The following is a 15,898-nucleotide window of genomic DNA, read 5'->3' as shown; positions in this document are numbered from 1 at the left end:
ACTCTTATATAAGACTTCGGAAACGCAAAAGCGTTCCGTGTTTAGCTATCCCTAATATTGGAGCACAACTGGAGCATCCATGTCCTATCAGCATATCAAGATCCCCGCGTCGGGGCAGAAAATTACAGTTAACGCGGATTTTTCCCTGAATGTTCCCGATCAACCCATTATTCCTTACATCGAGGGTGATGGTACGGGCGTGGATATTTCGCCAGTCATGATCAAGGTGGTCGACGCTGCGGTTGCCAAAGCTTACGCTGGCAAGCGCAAGATCGAATGGATGGAAGTGTTCGCCGGTGAAAAATCCACCAAGGTGTACGGTTCCGACGTGTGGCTGCCAGAAGAAACCCTGGATGCCGTTAAAGACTACGTCGTATCCATCAAAGGCCCTCTGACGACTCCCGTTGGCGGCGGCATCCGTTCCCTGAACGTGGCCCTGCGTCAGCAACTGGACCTGTACGTCTGCCTGCGCCCAGTGCGCTACTTCAAGGGTGTTCCTTCGCCTGTGCGTGAGCCAGAAAAGACCGAAATGGTTATTTTCCGCGAGAACTCCGAAGACATTTACGCCGGTATCGAATTTGCTGCTGAGTCCGAAAGCGCCAAGAAGCTGATCGACTTCCTGCAAAACACCCTGGGCGTGAACAAGATCCGCTTCCCCAATACCTCCGGTATCGGTGTCAAGCCTGTGTCCCGCGAAGGTACCGAGCGCCTGGTGCGCAAGGCCATCCAGTACGCCATCGACAACGATCGCTCTTCCGTGACCATCGTTCACAAGGGCAACATCATGAAGTTCACCGAAGGTGGCTTCCGTGATTGGGCTTACGAACTGGCTCAAAAAGAATTCGGCGCTGAATTGATCGACGGCGGCCCATGGTGCAAATTCAAGAATCCCAAGACCGGTCGCGAGATCATCGTCAAGGATTCGATTGCTGACGCCTTCTTGCAACAGATCCTGCTGCGTCCTGCCGAGTACGACGTTATCGCCACACTGAACCTGAACGGCGACTACATCTCCGACGCTCTGGCTGCTCAAGTGGGTGGTATTGGTATCGCTCCCGGCGCCAACCTGTCCGACTCCGTAGCCATGTTCGAAGCTACCCACGGTACGGCTCCCAAGTACGCTGGCAAAGACTACGTGAACCCAGGTTCGCTGATTCTGTCCGCCGAAATGATGCTGCGTCATATGGGCTGGACTGAAGCTGCTGATCTGATCATCTCCAGCATGGAAAAATCCATCACCTCGCGTAAAGTGACATATGACTTTGCCCGTCTGATGGAAGGCGCTACTCAAGTGTCCTGCTCCGGTTTTGGCGATGTCATGATCGAAAACATGTAATGAAAACAGGCTGTTAAAGTCAGTTCTCTACATGAGAAACCGCCGACCTTCGGGTCGGCGGTTTTTTTTCGTCTCATGCTTTGGCAGGCCGTTCCACTCCTGTCTTTCTCTTCTGAGGTTATGCTCAAATTATTTTTGATCGTTAGTTTTATGCAATTAAAAATAAAGATAGGACGTAATTTTTACTAGGTGAAAACCCGAATAAACCCAATAAAACAAGCTGTTTTGACGGTTTCTATAATTATTGATATTGCGATTAACTGACGATAGCTATAAATTTGCCATATCAAATAATTCTAAGGAGCAGTTATGGCTATCACAGGAGCTACATTGGTTGCCGAGCGCGAGCGGGTCACCGTTACCCAGGCACCATCCCGTCAGGAGACTGAGGAGATTCTGGGGCGTATCCACGAAATCGGCCCGCTGTTACGCGAGCTGGCCCCACAGGCTGACCGTAATCGCATGTTGTCGGATGAGGCCGTTCAGGCTTTGGAGTCCACCGGTGCCTGGCGCATTTCGGCCTTGAAGCGCTACGGTGGTTACGAGGGTGGGGCGGACATGCTCTTGCAGTGCGCCAGCGCCGTGGGCTATTACGATCCGGCGGCTGCCTGGTGTGTGGTGATCTCGAATGGTTCGGTCATGCTGGCCAACCGCTTTAGCGATGCCATGCTGGATGAGGTGTTTGCAGATGGCCCTATCCGTGCCGCGTCCATTTTTGCCCAGCCGCAAGGCACGGCAACGCCGGATGGCGATGGCTGGCGCATTACGGGCAAGTGGCCTTTTGCTTCGAACAGCAATCACTCGGACTGGGCGCTGGGGATTCTGTTCATCAAGGAAAGCGAGCTGGTCGAGCCTACCGTGGGCTTTGTGCTGATGCGTCGTGATGAGTTTGAAATTCAGGACACCTGGTACACCATCGGTATGCGCGGTTCGGGCTCCAACACCATGGTGGCTGAAAACCTGTGGGTGCCCAAAGAGCGCCTGATCACGTTTCAGCAATTGATGGGGGATGTGCAGGAGCAAGACCCCTCGGCCACATTTGGTCGTCGTTTGACGCCGCACCTGACCATGTCGACCTGCATTCAAGCGCCATCGTTGGGAGCGGCTCAAGCCGCCGTAGATTTCACCAGTGGTGTCAGTGGCAAGCGCGGCATTACCTATACCCATTACAAGAAACAGTCGGACTCGGGGGCGTTTGTGCAGAACCTGGGCACAGCCAGTATCCAGATTGATGGTGCCCGCTTATTGCTGGAACGCGCTGCGACTCAAATTGATGCTGCTGCCTCCGGCACAGTACCCATGCCTTTGGAACTGCGCGCCCGCCATCGCGCCGGGATCGGCCATGCCGGACACGAGCTGGTGGATGCGGTGAATAATCTGTGCTGGTTGCATGGCACGGCCTCCTTTGCGGAAAACAGTCTGCTGGGCCGCATGTGGCGGGACATTAATACAGGTACTCGCCATGCCTCGATTACCGCGCCTATGGGGTACGAGCTGCACGGCAACGGCATGACCGGTACGCCTTATATTTCCAACAAGCTCTAAGCCATGACGGCGACATTGCTGATCAATGCTCCCTCGCGCCGTTGTCGTGCCGATGGCGTAGAGGTGCAGGCCTGGTATGGCCTGCGTTACGCCCAAGGCACGCGCCGTTTTGAGGCGGCGCAGGCGGCGACGGGGCGAGTGGCAGCGACATCTCTGGATCAGGTGCCTTTATTTCCGCAGCGCCCCAGCCGTCTTGCTGCGGTCATGGGCGCAGGCAGTGCCAATCCACAATCTGAAGACGCTTATTTTCTGAATGTGTGGGCACCCGCCCAAGCGCAAGGTCTGCCCGTGCTGTTCTTTATCCACGGCGGTGCCTGGATGAGTGGCGGTGCTTCTTTGGATTGGTACGATGGCACCCGCCTGGCAGCGCAGGGCATGGTGGTGGTCAATGTGAATTACCGTCTCGGTGCCTTGGGGCACTTGGGTGATGCACAAGCGGACGACTTGCCTTTGCCAGCAGCCGATTTGCTCTTGGCGCTGCAATGGGTGAAGGATCGTATCCACGCCTTTGGTGGCGATCCGGACAAGATCACCTTGATGGGGCAGTCGGCGGGTGGTTGGTATGCGCATTTGCTTAGCGTGCTGGAGTCCACACGAGGTTGGATTGATCGTGTGGCTTTGCTCAGCATGGGAACACGCACGCCGTGGTCGCCCGAGCAGCAAAGAAAAACCACGGAACGCGTGCGACAAAGCCTGGGAGATCAGTGGCTGACAGCGGACGTGGATACCTTGATGCAGCACGGCATGATGGCCCTGGACAAAGAGCCGCCACGTTTGGCTCACGCTCCTTCGGCATTCTTGCCGGTGGCTAGTGCCGGGATGCCACCGGATTTATTGAATCCTGACTGGGCGGCGCAAGCCTGTCATGCACAGGCGGTGTATTTGCGCTGTACTGCCCAAGAGTCCTCGGTGTTCTTTTTTGACGTGCCTTTTCATCGGCAGGCGACGCAAGAGCAGGTTGATCAGGCTTTGGGGGTATGGCCTGTAGAGGATTTACCAGACAGCCTGCTGCGAAATGGGGCGTATCAGGGAGCGGAATCGGGCCTGGCGCCGTATCAGCAAGTGGTGGCAGCCTCGTCCTGGTTGCAGTTCCAGCGTTTCCCTACGCAGTATGCGGCCAGCCTGAAGGCAGCGGGGCATTCTGTGGTTTGGAGTGACTTCACGGAACAAAGCCCGCTTGAGGCGGTGTTCAGTGGGCATTGTTTTGATTTGCCGTTTCAGTTTGGCAATTTCCAGGCCTGGCAGGATGCACCCATGATGCAGGGGGTGACGCAGGAGCGGTTTGAACGCGTCGCCCAGGACTTGATGGGCGACATCGCTCGCTTTGCAGGGGCGTAACGAAAGGAGTGGGCTTACTCCGTGCCGCGGGCCTTCCAGTTTGGAATGGCCTGCTGCACGTGTTGCGAGCTCAAGGGGCTAAGCAGTCGATGCAAATCACCAAACAATTTACGGGCCGTATTGCCGACCCAGTTGTCAGGCAATAGCTCGGGCGCCAGGCCAGGATCCAGAAAGGGCAGTCGGCGCCAGCGTGTCACCATGGGCATATAGAGTCGGAAGGCTTCCAGAGGGTCGCCCGTGCCTTGGCGCAAAGCGGTTTGCCAGACATCAACCTCGTGCTGATACGAGTTCAAAAAGGACTGGTACTCATTGGCCAGCTTGTCCCAATTCCACCAGCGGGAAATCTTTTCCTGAATATCGCTCAGGCCGCTGGGCTCGCAGGTGAATAGCTCGATGTAAGGCCAGAGCTGGTGTTCGCGTATGTACTCGACAGCTTCCGCCTGCAAGCGCGCCGGTCCTATATACAGGCCCGCATTCACCGTGCCAAAACCCATGCGGGCCAAGCCGGTACGAATCTTGTGACGGTTCTGGCGTTCGCTTTCGGGCACGGAGAAGGACACCAGCAGCCAGGGGTCCCGAATATTCATGGAGGGCGAGGAGAAAATTCGCTCGTCACCGGCTTGCATATGCGGTTCCAGCTCGGCGGCCAAGGCATAGCCTTTACCGGAGGCGGCTTGCTGGCTGACCAGCACACCTTTTTTCTTGAGTCGGGAAATGGCGGATCGCACGCTGGACGGTTCAGCACCCAGGTCGGCCAGCAGTTGGACCACGCTGGCCACGGGAATGATGACGCCAGTGGGGCGGGCGAACAGACCGTAGAGCGTCAGAATGTAGTGATGCGGGGCAAGTTGCTCGTGCTCGCCAGGGTCTCGGCTGGCGATGAACTCATCAATCGCGACGCTTGCTTTCATTCTGTTTTCCGGTGGTGGGGCTGATTGCTACCCATTTTTGATAGTAGGTTTGTAGCGGGCCATTTTACCGTGCGTGCCCCGGCGGCGCTAGCGCAGCCGCATGGGGGCTTGTTACGTCTTGTGTGCCTGGGTGGCGGCTGGGAATTCTCAGGGCAGGTTTTCCTCCAGCACGCTGTCCAGCACCACGATGTCCTGAATGTGCGGAGCGATGGCATCCAGCATGGCCTGATGAGCATCGCTTTCTCTGTAAGCATCCAGAGCTTCCTGAGTGCGGAATACAGACAGCAGGGCATGGCTATAGCGCGCAGAGCTGCGCGACAAATTCGGCACCCACTCAAAGCGCTCTATGCCTGGGCACTCCTGGCGTATGCGGATAAAGGCGTGATCCAGCTTGGGGACCAGCTCCGGGCTGAGCGGGGTGTGGGGCGCCATCAAAACGATATGTAGATACATGCTGTCCTTTATGCTTGGGAGGAGGCATTGGCCTGTTTTATTGTTGCAAATAAATAATGACGAAAGATAATACGCAATAAAATTTAGATGAATTGTATAGGCCTATAGCTTTTAAAACGACGATTTTTCATAGGGTTAATACCTAAAATCAACAAAAAACATCCTTGGTTGATGATTTTGTTATTGCAAATAAATGACGATCGAAACAGAATTGAGGCCAAGCGAGCAGGCTGCAGGAGCGCTCGCCTCATTTTGGGTTTTGGGTCTTTAACGTCTGAGCAGAGTCATCGTCATGAAAGAAAACATAAGTGGGTTGGGAGCCAGGGCGGTACGCGAAGCCTTCGGACACTTTCCATCAGGGGTTGCCGCCATTGCGGCTGTGCTCGATGGCAAGCCGCAAGTCATTGTTGCGTCCAGTTTTTCCGTAGGGGTATCGCTGGATCCGCCTTTGGCCGCCTTTTTTGTGCAGAAAAGTTCCTCGACCTGGGCGCTGCTGTCTCGCGCCTCGCGTCTGGGGGTATCAATTTTGAGTGCTGAACATGCGGCTATTTGCCGTCAGCTGGCCGGGCCGGACAAGGACAGCCGCTTTAGCGATATCGAGGTCGAGCTGACCGAGGAGGGGGCCGTCCATATACAAGGGGCATCAGTCTGGTTTGACTGCAGTGTTTTTCAAGTGCATCCGGCTGGGGACCATGATGCCGTGCAATTGCTTATCCACGATGTGCAGATCGAGCGCGAAATCTCGCCACTGATCTTTCATCGTTCTCGTTTCACGCAGTTGGTGGCTTAAGCCGCCGTATCAAAAACAATAAACAAGAAGCATAACTATCACAGTGAAGGGGACATCTCTTGGACGCACATACATCATCTTTGCGCGAGCAGCCCATGACTGCTGCGCAGCGTCGACGCGTTATTTTGGGGGTTGGGGCGGGTAACGCCCTGGAGTGGTACGACTGGACGGCGTATTCGATTTTTGCCGCCTATTTTGCCAAGCAGTTTTTTCATAGCGAGGACCCGCTGGCGGCCTTGCTGGGCACGCTGGCAGTATTTGCGGTGGGCTTTTTCATGCGCCCGCTGGGAGGTATCTTTTTTGGCTGGCTGGCCGACCGCAAGGGGCGGCGCTTCACCATGACCCTGTCCATGCTGGTAACCGCTCTGGGCAGCTTGGTGATTGGTATTGCGCCTACTTATGACATGGTGGGACCGATTGCCGCCTTGTTCTTGTTGATGGGCCGCTTGTTGCAAGGCATTGGTCATGGTGGGGAAGTGGTGTCTTCTTTCACTTACGTCACCGAAATGGCGCCTGCCCACAAACGCGGGCTGTGGTCTTCCTCTGTCTTTGTGTTTGTCACGATCGGAGTTCTGGCGGCTGTATTGCTCAGTGCCTGCCTGACCAGCTTGCTGGGTGAAGAGGTCGTTCGGGCCTGGGCATGGCGGGTGCCTTTTGTATTGGGTGGTGCCTTGGGGGTATATGCGCTGTATCTGCGCAGAAAGCTGGATGAAACCCCCATGTTCAAAGCCCGTCAGGCGGCAGCGGAAGCGTCGGGCAAAACGGCACGCCCTGGCGCGCGCGTGTTCTGGGCGGAGGTCTGGAAGTACCGCAGCGCCTGCCTGCGCGTGTTTGCCTTGTCGGCAGGCGGCACCGTCCTGTATTACGTCTGGGCCATCATGGCGCCCACCTTTGCCATCACCTCTCTGGGCATGCCTGCCGCCAAGGTGATGTGGGTGGGGGTAGGGGCCAATCTGTTCCTGATCCTGTGCCTGATTTTCTGGGGCGCATTTTCGGATCGTTTTGGCCGCAAGGCGAACTGGTACTTCTTTTCCATCGGCTCCATCATCAGCATCATCCCGCTGACCATGGTGCTGACCGGCGGTCAGGGCGAGATCTGGCGTCTGGTGGTGTTCATGGCAGGCGGCATGCTCTTGATCTCGGCACCCACGGCCATCATGCCCGCTTTTTTCCCCGAGCAGTTTCCCACTCGTATCCGTGCGGTTGCCATGGGATTGCCGTATTCGGTCGCCGGTGCCCTGACGGGCGGGACCGCTCCCTATTTGCAAGCCTGGCTGCATTCCATCAATCAAAAGCAGGTTTTTGACTGGTACCTGATCGGCCTGTGCGTGCTGGCCTTGTGGGCCACCATTGCCTCGCCCGAGACCAAGGGCAAGGATTTGCACGACTGATGTGTACAGGCGCTGCCCGGCTGAAAAAGCTGCGCAGCGCCTTTTTTGAATTTTCTAGGAGTAGTGAGATGTTGCGTGAGCATATTGAAGGCAAGTGGATTGCTGATTTTGTAGAAGTGTTTGGACTGTGCAAGGTGCAGCCCGGCGAGATGGCTGTCGTGCTGTCCGAGACGCAATCGCGCTCCGTGCTGGCCGAGCTGGCCGAGTTGGCCCTGACGCAAATGGGCGCACGGGTTTGTCATGTGAAACTGGTCTCGCCACGTCTGAAAAGCAATATTGCCCTGCGCTCGACCGGGACTTCTCTGGCTCTGGAAGGCATGGACCCGATTGTTCAGGCTTTGGCAGGCAGCCAGTTCATCGTAGATTGCACAGTTGAAGGGCTGCTGCACTCGCCCGAGCGTGCCGCACTACTGGCCAAAGGTGCCCGCATCATGATGATCAGCGACGAGCATCCCGAGATTCTGGAGCGCGTCAAACCCAGCCCTTATTTGCAAAGCAAGTGCGATATTGGCGGCAAGCTGATTACCGATGCCAGTGTCATGCACATCAGCTCCGAGGCCGGTACGGATCTGACAGTCAGCCTGGCAGGTGTGATCGGACGTGGCAGTGCCGGGATTGCCGACAAACCGGGCAGCTTTGGTTATTGGCCTGCCGGTCTGTGCATTTGCTACCCCAGTAATGGCAGTGTGAATGGCACGCTGGTGCTCGATAGCGGAGATGTGAACCTGACCTTCAAGCGCTATCTGGAGTCGGCTGTGACTCTGCGTATCGAAAACGATTATGTGGTGGCCATCGAGGGCAAGGGCGTGGACGCGGATTTGATCCGTTCCTATTACGCCAGCTGGAATGACAAGGATGCCTATGCGGTCAGTCATGTGGGCTGGGGTATGGCTCCTGCGGCACGTTGGGATTCCATGGCCATGTATGACAAGCGCGATACCAACGGAACCGAGTTGCGCGCCTTTGCCGGCAACTTCCTTTTTTCTACCGGCGCGAATCCCGCAGCAGGGCGTTTCTCCGATTGTCATTTCGACTACCCGATGCGCAATTGCACGGTTAGCCTGGATGGCCGTGAAGTCGTCAGCAAGGGTGTGTTGCAAGGCGATCTGGCCTAAAGCGCTAATAAGGGTGGCACCCGCAGGGGAATGGGCCTACAGAGCCCGACCTGCTGGGGCCACCCTTTGATATTCCGTGGTACAAAACCAAGCTCAATGGTTTATGGCTATACCGTTCAATAGTCATCAAGCTGTTCAGGCTCGTCGTTGTCGCTATTCTGTTTTGCATGAAAGCGGTACGACCCAGCCTTGCTTTGTTTTCAAGGGTACGGATTATGCGCGAAGGATTGGAGAAACTACTGGCTGCAGGCAAGGATAATGCCTTGCTGCGCTTTGGCCTGGGTAATGCCTGTATGGGCGAGGGCGATCTGGAAGCGGCTCGTGAGCATTTATCCAAAGCCGTGGAAATGAATCCGCGTTACACCGCTGCCTGGAAGCTTTTGGGGCGGGTGTTGGTGAACCTGGAACAATTCAAACAGGCCAAGGAAATTCTGGAGCAGGGCTTGGTGATTGCCCAGGAACAGGGCGACAAGCAGGCTGAGAAAGAAATGCAGGTGTTTTTGAAGCGGGCCGTGAAGGCCTTGGGCCAGGCCGCAGAATAAAGACGGCGAATGGGCGACTGATATTTTCTTACCATGCGGGTATCAGTGCATTCCCTAAGTGTGACAGCTTTATAAATGGGGCACAATACGTTTCATGCAGGTGAGGAGACATAGCCCCGCAAAGCTGGGCAATAAAGACCGAAATAAAACGGTCACTATTATAAAAGCAATAGGCAGTACAACATAACAACAACAAAAAAAAGGCCAGCGAAAGCTGGCCTTTTTTACGTCTGTACCTAATGAAAAAAATCAAACACCGGGTTCAGACATGGCTTGCAGCACCAGTTTGACAGCACCTTGGCCACCTTCATTGGGCGCGCATTCCATATAAGCCAGAACGCTGGGCAACTGGGTCAACCAGCGACGCACGGCATGACGCAGAACGGGTTCGCCATTGCGCGAGCCGTAGCCCGTGCCATGGACAATTCGTACGCAGCGCACACCGTGTTCCAGACAGGAGCGCAGAAAGTTGTCCAAACGTTCGCGCGCCTGCTCCAGATCGGAGCCATGCAAATCCAGGCTGGACTCAATAGGCCAACGGTTGCGTTCCAGATCGCGCAAGACATCAGTGCCACAGCCTGCACGCAAGTGTCGTATATCGTTGCTTTCACCTTGCACACTGACATATTGGTCAGAGGCTTGGGGCAGGGCGGGTGTATTGACCGGCGCACCCACCGCGTGACGACGACGTTGCTCCAGCTGTTCCGGGCTGGCCGCAGGGCGGCTCATGACCATGCTTTGACCGCGTTTTTTCAAGGGAGCGACGTCACGCATGGACTGGCGTAGCCAGGCCCTGTCGCTGGGGTCCAAGAAAGAAATGGGGTCTTCGGCCGCTGTAGCGTTACTGGCAGGGGCCAGTTTGGCAGGCTTGCCACCGGGATCCGGTGGGCGAGGGCGCTTGCGAGCCTGAGGACGGGCGGGGGCCGGCGGCGGATTGAGATCCTGGCGGACCTGACCTTGCAACTTCTTCAGGTCTGCCAGGCTACGGCCTACGGCTTTGGGCTTACTTGTTTTCATCCAACCAGCGCTGTGCGTCCAGGGCGGCCATGCAACCGCTGGCTGCACTGGTAATTGCCTGACGATAGATATTGTCTTGCACGTCGCCCGCGGCAAATACGCCAGGAACGGAAGTCATGGTGGCCATGCCTTTCAGACCGCTACGGGTAGTGATGTAGCCGTCGTGCATATCCAGCTTGCCTTCAAAAATCCCGGTGTTGGGCTTGTGGCCGATGGCGATAAAGGCGCCGGTCACAGCCAAATCTTCCGTGGCCTGGGTCTGGTTGTTGACGATGCGCACACCTGTCACACCAGAAGCGTCACCCAGCACTTCCTGCAGTTCGCTGTGCAGTTTCAGGCGAATATTGCCGTTCTTGACGCGATCCATCAGCTTGTCGGTCAGGATGGGTTCGGAACGGAAGGTATCGCGACGGTGTATCAGCGTCACGGTCTTGCAAATATTGGACAGGTACAGGGCTTCTTCCACGGCAGTATTGCCACCACCGACCACGGCCACGTCCTGGTTCTTGTAGAAGAAACCGTCACACGTTGCGCAGCCGGACACACCACGGCCCATGAATTCCTGTTCTGTTGGCAGACCCAGGTACTGAGCCGAGGCGCCTGTCGCAATAATCAGCGAATCGCAGGTGTAGACTGTGCCACTATCACCATTCAGGGTCAGTGGGCGGGTGGACAGATCAACCGAGGACACCATGTCAAAGATTAATTCTGTTTCGAATCGTTCTGCATGAGCCTGGAAACGTGCCATAAGATCAGGTCCCTGGACACCTTGGGCATCGGCTGGCCAGTTATCTACATCCGTGGTGGTCATCAGTTGGCCACCTTGCTCCATGCCAGTAACCAAGACGGGGTTGAGGTTGGCGCGGGCTGCGTAGATCGCTGCGGTATAGCCGGCCGGGCCTGAGCCCAGAATGAGTACTTTTGCGTGCTTAGTAGTCGACATCACAGAAAATCCGAAAAAGACGATCTCCAATTATAATGAGTCCATGGCAAGAATACCTGCAACATCCCCTCGTTCGTCCCGGTCATCCAAAAATGTGCGTAATGGGCCTTCAGCCCTGCAACAGCGCCTGACAGGACTGCTGCGCGAAGCACGGTGGATTATCTTCGCTGCTTTGGCAGCCTGGCTGGGCCTGGTACTGGCAACCTGGGATCCGGGCGATCCCGGCTGGTCGCACTCCGTGCATTCGGGGCTGACCCAAAACGGCGGGGGCATTTTTGGTGCCCATATCGCTGATTTTCTCTTGTTTCTATTTGGTCTGACGGCCTGGCTCTGGGTGGTGCTGCTGGTGCAGCGCGTGGCCGTGGGCTTTTATCGTCTGACCGCCTTGCTCTTGCCCAGCACCAAAAACGAGGATGTTCTGCCTCGGGTGCGTTGGGAAATTGGCATAGGCTTTTTCTTTTTGTTTCTGGGCAGCATGGGCCTGGAATCGCTGTTTTTTAAAGACCTGGGCCAGCAATGGCAGCTCCCGGCGGGAGCTGGCGGGCAGTTAGGCCAATTATTATCGCAACTATTAGTAACTTCGATAGGCTTTGGCGGTGCCACTTTGGTGCTGATGGGCCTGCTCGCCGGTGGGGCCAGTTTGTTCTTCGGTTTCTCCTGGCTGACGCTGGCTGAACGCCTGGGTGGCTTCATCGAAGGGGCGATTCGTCGTGTGATGACCTTGTGGTCGGCTCGTCAGGATCGTCGCGTGGGCGAAGTCAAACGTGCCGAGCGTACCGAAAGTGTGGTCGCCAAGCAGGAGCAACTGGTACACGAACAGCCTGTTCGTATCGAACCTGCTTTTGTGGCCGTCCCCAAATCCGAGCGCGTCGAGAAAGAAAAGCAGCAGACCTTGTTCAAGGCACCTCGTCAGGCTGGCGAAGCGGGCGATTTACCGCCGTTGTCCCTGCTGGACCCCGCCTCTGACAATGTGGAAACGGTGTCGCCGGAAACCATTGAGTTCACCTCCCGTCTGATTGAAAAGAAATTGTCGGACTTTGGTGTTTCGGTAACCGTGGTGACTGCCCAGGCGGGTCCGGTTATTACGCGCTACGAGATTGAACCTGCTACTGGCGTGAAAGGTAGCCAGATCGTGAATCTGGCCAAAGACCTGGCCCGCGCCTTGAGTCTGGTTAGCATCCGGGTGGTGGAAACCATTCCCGGCAAGAATCTGATGGGCCTGGAGCTGCCCAACCCCCGTCGCCAAATGGTGCGTCTGGAAGAAATCGTTGGCTCGCAAACCTATCACAGCAGTGCTTCTTTGCTGACCATGGCGTTGGGCAAGGATATTGCCGGCAAACCCGTGGTCGCGGATCTGGCCAAGATGCCTCACCTGCTGGTGGCTGGTACAACCGGCTCCGGTAAGTCCGTGGGGATTAACGCCATGATTCTGTCGCTGCTGTACAAGGCAGACCCGGCAGATGTGCGCCTGATTCTGATCGACCCCAAGATGCTGGAAATGAGTGTCTATGAAGGCATTCCTCATTTGCTGGCTCCGGTGGTCACGGACATGCGTTTGGCGTCCAACGCCTTGAACTGGTGTGTGGCCGAAATGGAAAAACGCTACCGCTTGATGAGCAAGCTGGGCGTGCGCAATCTGGCCGGTTACAACGCCAAGATACGCGAAGCGCAAAAGCGTGAAGAGCCTATCCCCAATCCTTTCTCCTTGACGCCGGATGCTCCCGAGCCGTTGTCCGTTCTGCCCATGATCGTCGTCATCATTGACGAGCTGGCTGACCTGATGATGGTGCAGGGCAAGAAGATCGAAGAGTTGATTGCCCGTTTGGCCCAGAAGGCTCGTGCGGCTGGTATTCACCTGATTCTGGCGACGCAGCGTCCTAGCGTGGATGTCATTACGGGTCTGATCAAGGCGAACATTCCAACCCGTATCGCTTTCCAGGTGTCCTCCAAGATCGACTCGCGCACCATTCTGGATCAGATGGGGGCGGAAACCCTGTTGGGCATGGGCGATATGCTCTATTTGCCTCCCGGTACAGGTTTGCCCAAACGGGTGCACGGCGCTTTTGTCAGCGATGAGGAAGTTCACCGCGTGGTTGAGCACCTGAAAGAACATGGCGAGCCCGATTACATCGAGGGCCTGCTGGAAGGTGCTATCGAAGGCGAATCGGCTGATGGCGTCAATCCGGCGACCGGCATGGCAGATGCTGAAGCAGACCCGCTGTACGACCAGGCCGTTCAAGTCATTATCAAGAATCGCCGCGCTTCGATTTCCTCGGTGCAGCGTCATTTGCGTATCGGTTACAACCGGGCAGCCCGACTGCTGGAACAAATGGAGCAGGCTGGTTTGGTATCGGCCATGCAGCCCAACGGTAACCGCGAAATTCTGGTCCCCGCAGGAGGTGCCAAAGATGAAGATTAAGACACTGCTGGTCAGCATGCTGCTGGCCGCTATACCTGCCTTGACCATGGCCGCTTCGGCCAGCGAACAATTGCGCTCTTTTGTGCAGGATGTACGTGCTGCAAAAGGCGAGTTTTCCCAGCGTACGGTCGATAGCAACGGCCAGTCCAAAGGGGCACCGCAATCCGGGCAATTCGTGTTTCAGCGCCCCGGCCAGTTCAAATGGCATGTGCAACGTCCTTATGAGCAGTTGATTGTGTCGGACGGCAAGGTGCTTTACCAATACGACCCGGATCTGGCCCAGGTCACCGAGCGCGGTGTGGATCAATCCATTGGCGCTTCGCCTGCCGCGATCCTGTTTGGCACGGGCAATCTGGAAGAGTCCTTCCGCCTGGCCGAGCAAGATGCACGAGATGGCTTGGAGTGGATCCGGGCAACGCCTTTGCAAAGTGATGCGGGTTTCTCTTACGTGGATATCGGCTTCAAAGGTCGTGAGCCGCGTCGTCTGGAATTGCAGGATTCGTTTGGGCAAACTACCTATATCGACTTCACCAATCTGGACCCTAATCCCCGTATTACCTTGGGCACTTTTACATTCAAGGCACCTGCCGGGGTTGATGTTGTCTCCATGCCTTGAGGCGCAATCTGTTCTTGCGCAGAGATAGCCGGGGTTAGCCTCTTGCTGACTCCAGCAAATCAAGTTTTCAATACAGACCTGGCTCGTTTGGCCAGGTCTTGCCATTTTAGGAAGGGCGATCGCCATGCGTGATTTGTTCGCTCAAGAACCCTCCGCACCCTTAGCCGAAGCACTGCGCCCCAAAACTCTGGATCAGGTGGTGGGGCAGTCTCACCTGTTGGGCGAGGGCAAGCCACTACGTTTGGCTTTTCAGTCCGGAAAACCGCATTCCATGATTTTCTGGGGGCCGCCGGGTGTGGGTAAAACCACGCTGGCGCGTTTGACGGCCAGTGCATTCGAGTGCGAGTTCATCGCCTTGTCCGCCGTTTTTTCGGGTGTGAAAGATATTCGTGCTGCCATGGAGCAGGCCCAGCAGAATCTGGCCATGGGCAAGCACACCATCCTGTTTGTGGACGAGATACATCGCTTCAACAAGTCCCAGCAAGACGCGCTGCTCCCTTATGCTGAAAGCGGCTTGGTGACCTTTATTGGTGCCACCACAGAAAACCCGTCGTTCGAGGTCAATTCGGCCTTGCTGTCGCGGGCACAGGTCTATGTGCTCAAGTCTTTGACGGATGATGAGCTGAAGTTGTTGCTGCGCCGAGTACAGGAGCAGAACGCGCTGGATGGTCTGGAGTTTGAGGATCAAGCCGTTGACACCCTGATCGGCTATGCCGATGGCGATGCCCGCCGCTTCTTGAACCTGCTGGAACAGACCAATACGGCCGCCAAGACCTCCGGCACCGAGCTGGTCACGACAGACTTCCTGCAAAACGCGCTGACTTTGAACTCACGGCGTTTTGACAAGGGGGGCGACAATTTCTACGACCAGATTTCTGCTTTGCATAAGTCGGTGCGTGGCTCCAACCCGGATGCGGCCTTGTATTGGTTGACCCGGATGCTGGACGGTGGGGCAGACGCCCGTTATTTGTCGCGCCGTATCATACGCATGGCTTGGGAGGATATCGGTCTGGCCGATCCGCGCGCCATGCAAATTGCCAACGATGCTGCCTTGACCTTCGAGCGCCTGGGCAGCCCCGAAGGAGAGCTGGCACTAGGGCAGGCCGTGATTTACCTGGCGATCGCAGCCAAGAGCAATGCCGGCTATATGGCCTACAACCAGGCCCGAGCCTTTGTGAAGCAGGATAAAAGCCGCGAAGTGCCTGTGCATTTGCGCAACGCACCGACCAAGCTGATGAAAGAGCTGGGCCACGGTCATGCGTATCGCTATGCGCATGACGAACCCAATGCCTACGCGGCGGGTGAGACCTACCTGCCGGACGGCATTCCCGATCCGCATTGGTATCAGCCGGTACCCCGTGGTCTGGAAATCAAGATTGCTGAAAAAATGGAGCGCCTGCGTCAGCTGGACGAGCAGGCCGGTAAAAAAGACACTTAAGACAGGACAGGTGCTTGCTTGGCCTGTCACCTCCGTATTTCCCG

General features: G+C 56.3%; 14 protein-coding genes. 10 read left to right on the top strand and 4 right to left on the bottom strand.

Annotation, left to right across the window (positions count from 1 at the left end):
• Nucleotides 1-79: 79 nt before the first annotated feature.
• The 3 genes from icd (at nucleotide 80) to DUD43_RS13670 (ending at nucleotide 4,219) form a co-directional block, all read left to right on the top strand.
• On the top strand, nucleotides 80-1,336 hold the full coding sequence (gene icd, locus DUD43_RS13680; protein ID WP_153230705.1) for an NADP-dependent isocitrate dehydrogenase: 1,257 nt from the start codon (nucleotides 80-82) through the stop codon (nucleotides 1,334-1,336).
• 309 nt (nucleotides 1,337-1,645) lie between these two features.
• Nucleotides 1,646-2,881: an acyl-CoA dehydrogenase gene (locus DUD43_RS13675; RefSeq protein ID WP_153230704.1), complete on the top strand. Its 1,236-nt coding sequence runs from the start codon at nucleotides 1,646-1,648 to the stop codon at nucleotides 2,879-2,881.
• 3 nt (nucleotides 2,882-2,884) lie between these two features.
• On the top strand, nucleotides 2,885-4,219 hold the full coding sequence (locus DUD43_RS13670) for a carboxylesterase family protein (protein WP_153230703.1): 1,335 nt from the start codon (nucleotides 2,885-2,887) through the stop codon (nucleotides 4,217-4,219).
• Nucleotides 4,220-4,233: 14 nt separating this feature from the next.
• On the opposite strand, the gene DUD43_RS13665 is transcribed toward DUD43_RS13670, so the two are convergent.
• Nucleotides 4,234-5,130, bottom strand: coding sequence for a PaaX family transcriptional regulator C-terminal domain-containing protein (locus tag DUD43_RS13665; protein WP_153230702.1), 897 nt, complete (start codon nucleotides 5,128-5,130; stop codon nucleotides 4,234-4,236).
• Between the two features lie 147 nt (nucleotides 5,131-5,277).
• Nucleotides 5,278-5,583, bottom strand: a complete 306-nt coding sequence (locus DUD43_RS13660; RefSeq protein ID WP_035272119.1) for a Dabb family protein — start codon at nucleotides 5,581-5,583, stop codon at nucleotides 5,278-5,280.
• Nucleotides 5,584-5,875: 292 nt separating this feature from the next.
• On the opposite strand from DUD43_RS13660, the gene DUD43_RS13655 reads away from it, so the two are divergent.
• The 4 genes from DUD43_RS13655 to DUD43_RS13640 all read left to right on the top strand — a co-directional run bounded on the left by DUD43_RS13655 (nucleotide 5,876) and on the right by DUD43_RS13640 (nucleotide 9,421).
• Entirely contained in the window at nucleotides 5,876-6,373 is a 498-nt protein-coding gene (locus DUD43_RS13655) for a flavin reductase family protein (RefSeq protein ID WP_035272120.1), read from the top strand.
• 59 nt (nucleotides 6,374-6,432) lie between these two features.
• Nucleotides 6,433-7,764, top strand: a complete 1,332-nt coding sequence (locus tag DUD43_RS13650; protein ID WP_228125793.1) for an MFS transporter — start codon at nucleotides 6,433-6,435, stop codon at nucleotides 7,762-7,764.
• Between the two features lie 68 nt (nucleotides 7,765-7,832).
• Nucleotides 7,833-8,879, top strand: a complete 1,047-nt coding sequence (locus tag DUD43_RS13645) for a peptidase M29 (protein ID WP_035272122.1) — start codon at nucleotides 7,833-7,835, stop codon at nucleotides 8,877-8,879.
• 215 nt (nucleotides 8,880-9,094) lie between these two features.
• Nucleotides 9,095-9,421, top strand: coding sequence for a tetratricopeptide repeat protein (locus DUD43_RS13640; protein WP_153230701.1), 327 nt, complete (start codon nucleotides 9,095-9,097; stop codon nucleotides 9,419-9,421).
• A 249-nt stretch (nucleotides 9,422-9,670) separates the two neighbouring features.
• Here DUD43_RS13640 and DUD43_RS13635 read toward each other — a convergent pair whose 3' ends face one another.
• Nucleotides 9,671-10,438 carry a Smr/MutS family protein gene (locus tag DUD43_RS13635; RefSeq protein ID WP_153230700.1) on the bottom strand — a complete coding sequence of 256 codons (768 nt, stop codon included), beginning with the start codon at nucleotides 10,436-10,438 and terminating at the stop codon, nucleotides 9,671-9,673.
• Nucleotides 10,425-11,381 (bottom strand): thioredoxin-disulfide reductase, encoded by a 957-nt coding sequence (gene trxB / locus DUD43_RS13630; protein ID WP_035272125.1) that lies wholly within the window; start codon nucleotides 11,379-11,381, stop codon nucleotides 10,425-10,427. Before trxB ends, DUD43_RS13635 begins: the two co-directional genes overlap by 14 nt.
• A gap of 43 nt (nucleotides 11,382-11,424) precedes the next feature.
• On the opposite strand from trxB, the gene DUD43_RS13625 reads away from it, so the two are divergent.
• The 3 genes from DUD43_RS13625 to DUD43_RS13615 all read left to right on the top strand — a co-directional run bounded on the left by DUD43_RS13625 (nucleotide 11,425) and on the right by DUD43_RS13615 (nucleotide 15,854).
• Complete coding sequence (locus tag DUD43_RS13625) at nucleotides 11,425-13,800, top strand: DNA translocase FtsK (RefSeq protein ID WP_035272127.1); 2,376 nt, start codon at nucleotides 11,425-11,427, stop codon at nucleotides 13,798-13,800.
• Entirely contained in the window at nucleotides 13,790-14,416 is a 627-nt protein-coding gene (gene lolA, locus DUD43_RS13620; RefSeq protein ID WP_153230699.1) for an outer membrane lipoprotein chaperone LolA, read from the top strand. The genes DUD43_RS13625 and lolA overlap by 11 nt, the downstream gene beginning before the upstream one ends.
• A gap of 124 nt (nucleotides 14,417-14,540) precedes the next feature.
• Nucleotides 14,541-15,854: a replication-associated recombination protein A gene (locus DUD43_RS13615; protein ID WP_153230698.1), complete on the top strand. Its 1,314-nt coding sequence runs from the start codon at nucleotides 14,541-14,543 to the stop codon at nucleotides 15,852-15,854.
• Nucleotides 15,855-15,898 lie beyond the last annotated feature (44 nt).

It is taken from the genome of Alcaligenes faecalis (assembly GCF_009497775.1).
Classification (GTDB): Bacteria; Pseudomonadota; Gammaproteobacteria; order Burkholderiales; family Burkholderiaceae_B; genus Alcaligenes; species Alcaligenes faecalis_D.
Note: the sequence above shows the minus strand (reverse complement) of the source record. Positions and strands in the feature narration are given on the sequence as shown.

Bases quoted from the DNA above. Each gene is read 5' to 3' on its own strand.
- trxB (WP_035272125.1), bottom strand. From the start codon at position 11,381: ATGTCGACTACTAAGCACGCAAAAGTACTCATTCTGGGCTCAGGCCCG.
- lolA (WP_153230699.1), top strand. From the start codon at position 13,790: ATGAAGATTAAGACACTGCTGGTCAGCATGCTGCTGGCCGCTATACCT.
- DUD43_RS13675 (WP_153230704.1), top strand. From the start codon at position 1,646: ATGGCTATCACAGGAGCTACATTGGTTGCCGAGCGCGAGCGGGTCACC.
- DUD43_RS13655 (WP_035272120.1), top strand. From the start codon at position 5,876: ATGAAAGAAAACATAAGTGGGTTGGGAGCCAGGGCGGTACGCGAAGCC.
- DUD43_RS13660 (WP_035272119.1), bottom strand. From the start codon at position 5,583: ATGTATCTACATATCGTTTTGATGGCGCCCCACACCCCGCTCAGCCCG.
- DUD43_RS13615 (WP_153230698.1), top strand. From the start codon at position 14,541: ATGCGTGATTTGTTCGCTCAAGAACCCTCCGCACCCTTAGCCGAAGCA.
- DUD43_RS13645 (WP_035272122.1), top strand. From the start codon at position 7,833: ATGTTGCGTGAGCATATTGAAGGCAAGTGGATTGCTGATTTTGTAGAA.
- DUD43_RS13665 (WP_153230702.1), bottom strand. From the start codon at position 5,130: ATGAAAGCAAGCGTCGCGATTGATGAGTTCATCGCCAGCCGAGACCCT.
- DUD43_RS13635 (WP_153230700.1), bottom strand. From the start codon at position 10,438: ATGAAAACAAGTAAGCCCAAAGCCGTAGGCCGTAGCCTGGCAGACCTG.
- icd (WP_153230705.1), top strand. From the start codon at position 80: ATGTCCTATCAGCATATCAAGATCCCCGCGTCGGGGCAGAAAATTACA.
- DUD43_RS13670 (WP_153230703.1), top strand. From the start codon at position 2,885: ATGACGGCGACATTGCTGATCAATGCTCCCTCGCGCCGTTGTCGTGCC.
- DUD43_RS13625 (WP_035272127.1), top strand. From the start codon at position 11,425: ATGGCAAGAATACCTGCAACATCCCCTCGTTCGTCCCGGTCATCCAAA.
- DUD43_RS13640 (WP_153230701.1), top strand. From the start codon at position 9,095: ATGCGCGAAGGATTGGAGAAACTACTGGCTGCAGGCAAGGATAATGCC.